The organism is Enterobacter sichuanensis, from assembly GCF_002939185.1.
GTDB lineage: Bacteria > Pseudomonadota > Gammaproteobacteria > Enterobacterales > Enterobacteriaceae > Enterobacter > Enterobacter sichuanensis.
In genome coordinates this window covers 1-9345 of record NZ_POVL01000087.1, presented here as the reverse complement: position 1 = coordinate 9345, position 9345 = coordinate 1, and the positions used below count along the sequence as shown (strand labels likewise).

At 52.9% G+C, this 9345-nt stretch carries 10 protein-coding genes; 4 read left to right on the top strand and 6 right to left on the bottom strand.

Annotated features, from left to right (window positions below; translation table 11 throughout):
- Positions 1–130: 130 nt before the first annotated feature.
- Entirely contained in the window at positions 131–862 is a 732-nt protein-coding gene (gene dnaQ, locus C5687_RS22840; protein ID WP_045285097.1) for a DNA polymerase III subunit epsilon, read from the bottom strand.
- Between the two features lie 64 nt (positions 863–926).
- On the opposite strand from dnaQ, the gene rnhA reads away from it, so the two are divergent.
- A complete protein-coding gene (rnhA, locus tag C5687_RS22835) occupies positions 927–1394 on the top strand; it encodes a ribonuclease HI (protein WP_025757603.1) in 468 nt (155 codons plus the stop codon).
- Here the strand turns inward: rnhA and C5687_RS22830 are convergent.
- A complete protein-coding gene (locus C5687_RS22830) occupies positions 1379–2110 on the bottom strand; it encodes a class I SAM-dependent methyltransferase (protein WP_025757605.1) in 732 nt (243 codons plus the stop codon). The two genes, rnhA and C5687_RS22830, sit on opposite strands and share 16 nt — an antisense overlap.
- Before the next feature lie 32 nt (positions 2111–2142).
- On the opposite strand from C5687_RS22830, the gene gloB reads away from it, so the two are divergent.
- Both gloB and mltD read left to right on the top strand, forming a co-directional pair.
- Positions 2143–2901, top strand: coding sequence for a hydroxyacylglutathione hydrolase (gene gloB / locus C5687_RS22825; RefSeq protein ID WP_104558051.1), 759 nt, complete (start codon positions 2143–2145; stop codon positions 2899–2901).
- A gap of 68 nt (positions 2902–2969) precedes the next feature.
- Positions 2970–4334 (top strand): murein transglycosylase D, encoded by a 1365-nt coding sequence (gene mltD, locus C5687_RS22820; RefSeq protein ID WP_032672480.1) that lies wholly within the window; start codon positions 2970–2972, stop codon positions 4332–4334.
- Positions 4335–4386: 52 nt separating this feature from the next.
- On the opposite strand, the gene C5687_RS22815 is transcribed toward mltD, so the two are convergent.
- From C5687_RS22815 to C5687_RS22805, 3 genes are all read right to left on the bottom strand, one after another.
- Positions 4387–5160, bottom strand: coding sequence for a class I SAM-dependent methyltransferase (locus tag C5687_RS22815; protein WP_104558049.1), 774 nt, complete (start codon positions 5158–5160; stop codon positions 4387–4389).
- Positions 5161–5235: 75 nt separating this feature from the next.
- Positions 5236–6036, bottom strand: coding sequence for an endonuclease/exonuclease/phosphatase family protein (locus C5687_RS22810; RefSeq protein ID WP_024909448.1), 801 nt, complete (start codon positions 6034–6036; stop codon positions 5236–5238).
- A 136-nt stretch (positions 6037–6172) separates the two neighbouring features.
- On the bottom strand, positions 6173–7348 hold the full coding sequence (locus C5687_RS22805) for an MFS transporter (RefSeq protein WP_104558047.1): 1176 nt from the start codon (positions 7346–7348) through the stop codon (positions 6173–6175).
- A gap of 104 nt (positions 7349–7452) precedes the next feature.
- Between C5687_RS22805 and yafC the strand changes: the two genes are divergently transcribed.
- On the top strand, positions 7453–8358 hold the full coding sequence (gene yafC / locus C5687_RS22800; protein WP_025757612.1) for a DNA-binding transcriptional regulator YafC: 906 nt from the start codon (positions 7453–7455) through the stop codon (positions 8356–8358).
- Between the two features lie 29 nt (positions 8359–8387).
- On the opposite strand, the gene dkgB is transcribed toward yafC, so the two are convergent.
- Entirely contained in the window at positions 8388–9191 is an 804-nt protein-coding gene (gene dkgB, locus C5687_RS22795; RefSeq protein WP_104558045.1) for a 2,5-didehydrogluconate reductase DkgB, read from the bottom strand.
- Positions 9192–9345 lie beyond the last annotated feature (154 nt).

Here is a 9345-nt window from a genome sequence, read left to right as displayed (position 1 = left end):
TGTTCCCGTTTGGGGAACGAGGCGCATATTACGGTGTGCCTCCGATCCCGTCAATGCTTTTTCTCACGTTTTGAATCGTTTGCTGCAAAAATCGCCCGAACGATGATTTTACAGGCATTCCGGCGCTTTTTCAGGCGCGCCACATACAGCTTCCGCCTTTCTTCTGCACCAGATCCAGACGGGATTCGTGGTTAAGCAGCTCTTCATCGCTGGCTAAAACAACCCGCAACCGACTGGCCTGGCGAACGACGCGCTGAATACCCGCTTCGTCCTGCGTCTGCTGGGATTCGTTTTCCATGCTGAACTTCATTGACGTCTGGCCACCCGTCATCGCCAGATAGACATCAGCCAGGATCTGGGCATCGAGCAACGCCCCGTGCAGCGTTCGCTTGGTGTTGTCTATCTCATAGCGCGAACAGAGTGCGTCAAGGCTGTTACGCTTGCCGGGGAACATTTTCCTCGCCAGCGCCAGGCTATCGGTGACCTTGCAAAACGTATTTGTTTTCGGAATATCGCGCTGGAGCTTACTAAACTCATAGTCCATAAAGCCGATATCGAACGAGGCGTTGTGGATGATGAGCTCAGCGCCTTTGATATACTCCAGAAACTCGTCCGCCACCTCCGCAAAGGTCGGCTTATCCAGCAAGAACTCATCGGCAATACCGTGAACGCCGAACGCTTCGGGATCCACCAGCCGATCGGGTTTCAGGTAGACGTGGAAGTTGTTCCCCGTCAGACGACGGTTCACCACTTCAACGGCACCGATCTCGATGATCTTATGCCCTTCGTAGTGCGCGCCGATCTGGTTCATACCGGTGGTTTCGGTATCGAGGACAATCTGGCGAGTAATTGCAGTGCTCATAGCGGTCATTTATGTCAGACTTATCGTTTAACTGAACGTTTCAAATACAGGAAGTCTACCAGAGATGCGTAAACAGGTAGAAATTTTCACCGATGGATCTTGTCTCGGCAACCCAGGGCCTGGCGGCTACGGTGCGATTATGCGCTATCGCCAGCATGAAAAAACTTTTAGCGAAGGCTATTTTCTGACCACCAACAACCGGATGGAGTTGATGGCGGCCATTGTGGCGCTGGAGGCGCTAAAAGAGCATTGTGACGTGGTGTTAAGCACCGACAGCCAGTACGTGCGTCAGGGGATCACCCAGTGGATCCACAACTGGAAAAAACGCGGCTGGATGACCGCCGATAAGAAGCCGGTCAAGAATGTCGATCTCTGGAAACGGCTTGATGCCGCGCTGGGGCAGCATGAAATAAAGTGGGAGTGGGTAAAAGGCCACGCCGGCCATCCGGAAAACGAACGCTGCGACGAACTGGCGCGGGCGGCGGCGGCCAACCCCGCTCATGAAGATGCGGGCTATCAGCCCGACGCCTGATCGTTTTTTTTGTACTGTCGCGTGGCGCCCACGGTCTGGCGGATGGGCGTTTTCGATTTGCTCTGCTTCATCGGATTAAGCGTAAGAGGAATGGTTCGCTTACGCGCCACAATAAACTGCAAACAGCCCAGTGCAGGCAGATGGGTGCTCAACACGACGCCCCCCTGCCGCGCCCAGGGCAGCACCTGAAAACCACCGTAGCTGAGCACTTCAAAATTCAGCAGTGAAAGCCAGTCAAGCTGGCGCATCATGGTGAACATCCGGCTGTTGTAAGGTGGGGTGCGGCGCAGCACCGGCACCAGCTTACGCAGCCCCATCAGACTCAGCGGATTGAAGGCGCTAAGTACCAGCCAGCCGTCATCAATCAGCACGCGATCGGCTTCGCGAAGCAGACGATGCGGGTCGCTGCACCAGGGTAACGTGTGCGCGAGCAAACACGCATCAACGGATTTTTCGGCAAACGGCAGATGCAATGGGTCGGCCTTCACCTGAACCGGCGATCCGCCGAGAGAGACATTGACCTGATGCGAGATAGCGCAGCTTTCGGTATTGATTTCCGCGCTGAGATTGCCAATCTTAAGCAGGTGAAAGCCATACATTTTCGCGAGCCAGGGCCTGAGCTGCTGTTCTAACGCCTCGCGATAGTATTCACCCCAGGGCAATTCCGCCCAACGTTCCGGTGCTGCGACAGTCTGAGGTATCCTTGCCGGTTTCATCAACACACCCGCCACGCTATAAGAGGTAATGTATGAATCTTATCAGTATTCCTGCTTTTGAGGACAATTACATCTGGGTTTTGGTTGACGACCAACGTCGATGCGTCATTGTCGACCCCGGAGAGTCCGCCCCCGTTTTGTACGCTATTAAGGAAAATGGCTGGCAACCTGAAGCCATTCTGTTGACCCACCATCATCACGATCACACTGGCGGTGTTGGCGAGCTTCGCGCCCGTTTTCCGCATCTTGTGGTTTACGGACCGGCAGAGACACAAGATAAGGGAACCACGCACGTAGTCGAAGAGGGCAAAAATATCCTCATCGGCGAGTGGGAGTTTTCTGTATTTGCTACACCAGGTCACACTTCAGGACATCTGTGTTTCTACAGTAAACCTTATCTGTTTTGCGGCGACACGCTGTTCTCCGGAGGCTGCGGAAGACTCTTTGAAGGCACACCAGCCCAAATGTATCACTCTTTACAGAAGATTAGCGCCTTACCTGACGACACCATTATTTGTTGCGCGCATGAGTACACATTAGGAAATATGAAGTTTGCTGTTAGCCTGTTACCGGAGGATCGGGCGATTCAGGATTATTACCACAAAGTGAAGGAGTTACGTGCAAAAAACCAAAATACACTCCCCGTAATTCTGAAAAATGAGCGCCAGATTAATTTATTTTTACGAACAGATGATGTTGATTTAATTAATAAAATTAACCAAGAAACAAATTTGCAACAACCAGAAGAGCGATTTGCATGGTTAAGGTCAAAGAAAGATAACTTCAGATAATTGCGGGTTGCCTTTTCAAAAATTCGCCGTTATCATCGCTCGTCTTTTAAGCAACTATTGACACACACATGAAGGCAAAAGCGATATTACTCGCCTCTGTCCTGCTTGTAGGTTGCCAGTCGCAGAACGGCAGCAACGTACAACAGCACGCACAGAGCCTTTCTGCAGCTGGTCAAGGGGAAGCAGGGAAGTTTACAAGTGCAGCGCGCTGGATGGACGATGGGACATCTTTCGCGCAGGATCAAGACTTGTGGACCTCTATTGGCGACGAGCTAAAGATGGGAATTCCGGAAAACAGCCGGATTCGCGAACAGAAACAGAAGTATTTAAGAAATAAGAGCTATCTCCACGATGTAACGTTACGGGCAGAGCCGTATATGTACTGGATAGCCGGGCAAGTTAAAAAACGTAACATGCCTATGGAGCTGGTACTCCTACCCATAGTGGAGAGCGCTTTTGACCCACACGCGACGTCTGGCGCCAATGCCGCAGGCATTTGGCAGATCATTCCGAGCACCGGGCGAAACTATGGTCTGAAACAGACCCGCAACTATGATGCGCGTCGCGATGTTGTCGCTTCCACGACAGCCGCTCTCGACATGATGCAACGTCTGAACAAGATGTTTGACGGTGACTGGCTGTTAACTGTCGCAGCGTATAATAGTGGCGAAGGTCGTGTACTGAAGGCAATGAAAGCGAATAAAGCACGGGGTAAATCCACCGATTTTTGGTCGCTCTCACTGCCACAGGAAACAAAGATTTACGTACCGAAGATGCTGGCATTGAGTGATATTCTCAAGAACAGCAAGCGTTACGGTGTACAACTGCCAACACCAGACGAAAGTCGTGCACTGGCGCGCGTTCGCCTCAGCAACCCGGTTGATATTCAACAGGTCGCTGATATGACGGGTATGTCGGTCAGTAAATTGAAAACCTTTAATGCTGGCGTTAAAGGCTCAACCCTGGGGGCAAGTGGCCCACAGTATGTAATGGTTCCGCAGAAGCATGCTGAGCAATTACGCGAGTCTTTAGCTTCGGGTGAAATCGCCGCCGTTCAGTCAACGCTGATCGCGGATGCATCATCCGTCAACAGCCGCAGTTATAAGGTTCGTTCAGGTGATACGCTTTCGGGTATTGCATCACGTCTTGGCGTGACGGCAAGCGATCTGCAGCAGTGGAATAACCTGCGCAGTTCAGGCCTGAAAGTCGGTCAAACGCTGACGGTAGGTGCAGGGAGTAGCGCACAGCGTCTCGCCAGCAACAGCGATAGCATTACCTATCGCGTGCGCAAAGGCGATTCACTGTCCAGTATCGCAAAACGACACGGCGTGAACATCAAAGATGTGATGCGCTGGAACAATGATACTGACAACCTGAAACCAGGCGACCAACTGACGCTGTTTGTGAAGAACAGCGCTACGCCAGACTCCTGATGACACGATCGCAAGGTAAAAAGGCACCGATTCCCCTCGGTGCCTTTTTTGTTTATCCCGCTTTCTGGGCTTCAGCCATGATGGTATCGCTGGTGAATGAACCGTCATCCTGCAGTTCAAAGTACGCCTTCACTTCTGCGGACGCACTCTCCTGATACAGCCTGATCGCCTGGCTCAATGCTTCCGGGGTGCGCATACGCGCGATCCACGAGCTGAACTCCAGCGGCAAACGGTCTGTTATTAACGCGCGCGTAATCAGGCCCGCTTCAGTGATAAAGGTTAACCACTCTCCGGCAGAGTAGTTTTGCACATGGGAGGTGTCGCGCAGCGCTTCCACCGTCTGCAGCCAGATATTGCGTACCGGATGCCCGGGCGACATGACATCCATAATAATGAAGATGCCACCTGGCTTCAGAACGCGTTTGACTTCGCGTAATGCCTGGCCGACATCATGCCAGTGGTGCGCGGAATAACGGCTGATCACCACCTCAAATGACGCATCGTCAAACGGTAAGGATTCGGCATACCCCTGGCGCGTAGCAATGTTCTGCAGCCCTTTCGCTTTTGCCGCTTCAGCAACCACTTCCAGCATCTGGCCGGATAAGTCATATGCGGTGACCTGCGCCACCTGCTGCGCAGCCGTAAAGCTGGCATGCCCCGCGCCGCAGCCTAAATCCAGCACGTGGGCCTGCGGGAATGCCGCCAGGCGTTCACCGAGACGCACCAGATCGCGGCCATAAGCGTGTACGGCGCTGCTCAGATAAGCATTTGCCTGAGAACCGAACTGTTTTTCTACGTTGTCATGATGGGTATGTGTTGTTGTCATCGTACTGTCCTTTGTGAGTTTAAAATAAAGGGCAGCACCCGCACAGGCCTGCCCCACGGCAGACCTGACACACCATTATTTATCAGGTTTGCCGGGACTGAATTCGACGAGTAGAGGATTGTGATCGGAGGCACGCGTGACCAGAACAGAGGCGTCGTGCACGCTCAGACCACGATAGAAGACAAAATCGAGAGGACGACCAAAGGCTTTTTTGCGCTGGTCATCGCTAAAACGAACTTCACGCAGCGACATTTCGCGCGCAAAGCGGTACAGCGCATTCATGCGCGGGCGGCTCCAGGCATTGAAATCACCGGCCATGATGATCGGCCCACTGTGATGCGCAATCTGATCGCCAATAGGGAGTAACTGCTTACTATACACATCCACACCGAGGCTGAAATTGACCGCGTGGATATTCACGACCATCAGCATTCGGGTATCCGGCAGCGGGTAGACCGTCACCAGCGCCGATTTCGCCAGGCGCAGGATAGGCTCGCGTTCGCGTAAGGGGCAACAGTAGACCGGATGCGCCGCAGACAGCGTCATTACACCGGAGGGATGTTGAGGCAAAACAAATGCTGGCACCTGGTCGGCGGCGAGATAGTTGGTGGTCGCAAACCTGACCAGCTCAGGGGTGGTTTGCGCCTCCTGGAGCAGAACCAGGTGGGCATCTTTTCCAAAGTTCTTGAGGACCGATAACCACTCGGCGCGCTGCTGCTTAAAGATATTCCACACCAGCACGCGAATTTTTTCATCGCTACTTAACGGAGTACCGGCGGGCAATGCCTGGCTGATGCTCGCAAACGACCCCGGAGGCAAGATCCTCTCCGCGGGCATTCCGGCAACATAACGCATGGCATAGGTATTTTTTCGCACTTTTGGAAACAGCCTCTATAACATGAACCAGCCCGGAAAACGGACTGGTTCTAATGTTATAGGGACTTTAGGTCATACTTTCAACGCAATTTCTGAGAAACCGCTTTCCAGTTTTGTAAGCAAGCACTTACTCACGTCATCCCAGTGCCACACGGGCAGGTTTATCCAGACGTCCGCTCAGACCAATCAGCAGGAAGGCCACCAGGACAATCACCGCGCCGATCCAGGGCGTCTGAGTTAATCCAACATGCGCGACGGTTTGTCCGCCAATGATGGAGCCCAGCGCGATACCAATATTAAATGCGGCAATGTTCAGACCTGATGCCACATCCACCGCATTTGGTGTGTAGAGCTCAGCTTTTTGTACAACGTAAACCTGAAGCCCGGGCACATTGCCAAAAGCAAAGATCCCCATGACGAGTACCGTAACCAGCGCAGCGTAGTGTATCGAAGCCGTGAACTGGAAAATCAGCAGCAGCACGACCAGGGCAGCGAAGATGAATTTCAGTGCCGGGACCGCACCATGCTTATCTGCCAGCTTGCCACCCCAGATATTGCCAATCGCAACGGAGATACCGTATCCCAGCAAAATCCAGCTCACGGCATTGGGAGAGAAACCGGCCAGATCCTGCATCATCGGTGCCAGGAAGGTGAAGGCGGTGAATACCCCACCATAGCCCAGGGCGGTAACCGCATAGATGATCAGTAAACGTGGGTGCGTAAGCACTCTCAGTTGATCGCGCAGGCTGGCGCTCGCCCGGCCGGGAATATTCGACGGAACCAGCAGCAGGCTGGCCACCAGGGCGATGACCCCCAGTAAAGAGACGGCCAGGAAAGTTTCACGCCAGCCAAAGTGCTGTCCGATAAACGTCCCCAACGGTACGCCCGTGACCAGGGCGACGGTCAGCCCACCAAACATGATTGCAATGGCTGAAGCCGCTTTCTCTTTAGGTACCAGGCTGGTTGCAATGGTGGAACCAATCGAGAAGAACACACCGTGTGCGAGGCCAGTCAACAGGCGGGCAATCACCAGCGTTGTGTAGTCCGGCGCTTGCCAGGCCAGAATGTTGCCGGCGGTAAACAGCACCATCAGCGCGACTAACAGCTGTTTACGTGGGAAACGTCCGGTCAGGGCCGTCAGCACTGGCGCACCGACGGCAACGCCCAGGGCGTAGATTGAGACCAACAGCCCGGCGGAGGGCAACGAGATCGCAAGCTGGTGAGCAATGGTAGGAACCAGTCCTACGATAACAAATTCGGTCGTGCCGATTGCAAAGGCACTGATCGTCAGGGCAAGTAGCGCCAGTGGCATAAAATACTCCGTATCATCAGGATTAAGATGACAGGCAGTATGCGCCAGTGGTTAAATAACAAAAATGGTTAAAATCTCAATAGAATTTTGCAGGTGGTGCAACAATGAAAGCTACGTCCGAAGAGCTGACTATCTTTGTCGCCGTCGTCGAAAGCGGCAGTTTTAGCCGTGCGGCCGAACAGCTGGGGCAAGCTAACTCCGCCATTAGCCGCGCGGTAAAAAAACTGGAGATGAAGCTTGGGGTGAGTCTGCTCAACCGGACGACGCGGCAGCTCAGCCTGACCGAGGAAGGTGAGCGCTATTTCCGCCGCGTACAATCGGTCCTGCAGGAGATGGCGGCAGCGGAGACGGAGATCATGGAAACACGCAGCACCCCGCGTGGGTTGCTGCGCATTGATGCGGCCACACCGGTGGTTCTGCACTTTCTGATGCCGCTGATCAAACCTTTTCGTGAGCGTTATCCGGAAATGACACTCTCTTTGGTCTCCTCCGAGACCTTTATCAACCTTATCGAACGCAAAGTGGATGTGGCGATCCGGGCGGGAACACTGACGGATTCAAGCCTGCGTGCGCGTCCTTTGTTTGCCAGCTACCGTAAAATTATCGCCTCGCCGCAATACATCGCTGAACATGGCAAACCTGAAACGGTTGAAGAGTTGAAACAGCATCTGTGTCTGGGCTTTACGGAACCCGTGTCGTTGAATACCTGGCCTGTCGCCTGCCCTGACGGTCAGTTGCATGAGATCACCTGCGGGTTATCGTCTAACAGCGGGGAGACGCTGAAGCAATTGTGTCTTGAAGGCAACGGGATCGCCTGTTTGTCTGACTACATGATTGATAAGGAAATAGCGCGTGGTGAACTTGTGGAACTGATGGCGGATAAACGTCTGCCGGTCGAAATGCCTTTTAGCGCAGTGTATTACAGCGACAGAGCGGTGAGTACACGCATCCGTGCCTTTATTGATTTTCTGAGTGAGCATATAAAAACAGCTCCCGGAGGAGCTGTGTGAGGGTTAAGTGTACAGAGGGTGGGTCAAACTTAATCCCAGTTTGGCGCTAAACCTTCAGGGCTGACCAGGCGGTCGTTGCACTCCAGAGCAGCGATCGCTTTTTTGTCGTCAGCATCCAGTTGAAGATCCACAGCTAACAGGTTGCTGGCCAGATTTTCACGTTTAGTTGATGATGGGATCACCGCATACCCTTCACCCATCGCCCATGCCAGGATCACCTGCGCAGCCGTCGCATCATGTTTCTCAGCGATGCGCATAATCACTTCATCTTTCAGCGCCTTACCGTAAGCCAGCGTCATGTAAGAAGTGATGTGGATGCCGTGCTGTTTGGCCCAGTCCACCACTTTGCGGTTTTGCAGATAAGGAGAGAGTTCAATCTGGTTGGTCGCAATGTTGTCTGCGCCAACAGCGGCAATGGCTTTTTCCATCAGCGGAATGGTGAAGTTGGAAATGCCAATTTCACGCGTCAGGCCCTGCTTTTTCGCTTCCAGAAGTGCCTGCATGAATTCTTCCACAGAGACGGCATCGTTTGGTGATGGCCAGTGGATCAGCGTCAGATCGACATAGTCGGTGCGCAACTTCTTCAGGCTCTCTTTCAGGCTCGGGATCAGCTTGTCTTTGCTGAGGTTTTCAATCCAGATTTTGGTGGTAATAAACAGTTCGCTACGCGGTACGCCGCTTTCTTCAATGGCCTGACCCACGGCAGCTTCGTTTTCATAGATCTGTGCCGTATCAATTGCACGATAACCGAGTTCGAGTGCGGTTTTTACAGATGCGATAACAACGTCGTCTTTCAGGCGGAAAGTGCCCAGGCCAAATGCAGGGAGAGTCATATAATCCTCGTTATTCATAATGTTTGTTAACTGAGGAGAATTATCGCTACAGCGGTTATGAAGAAAAAGATCGTAAAACGCAGAGGATTTTTGCTTGTTTAGCAATAATTGGGCGACAGATAAGAAAAAAGCCCTGAGCGTTAACTCAGGGCTT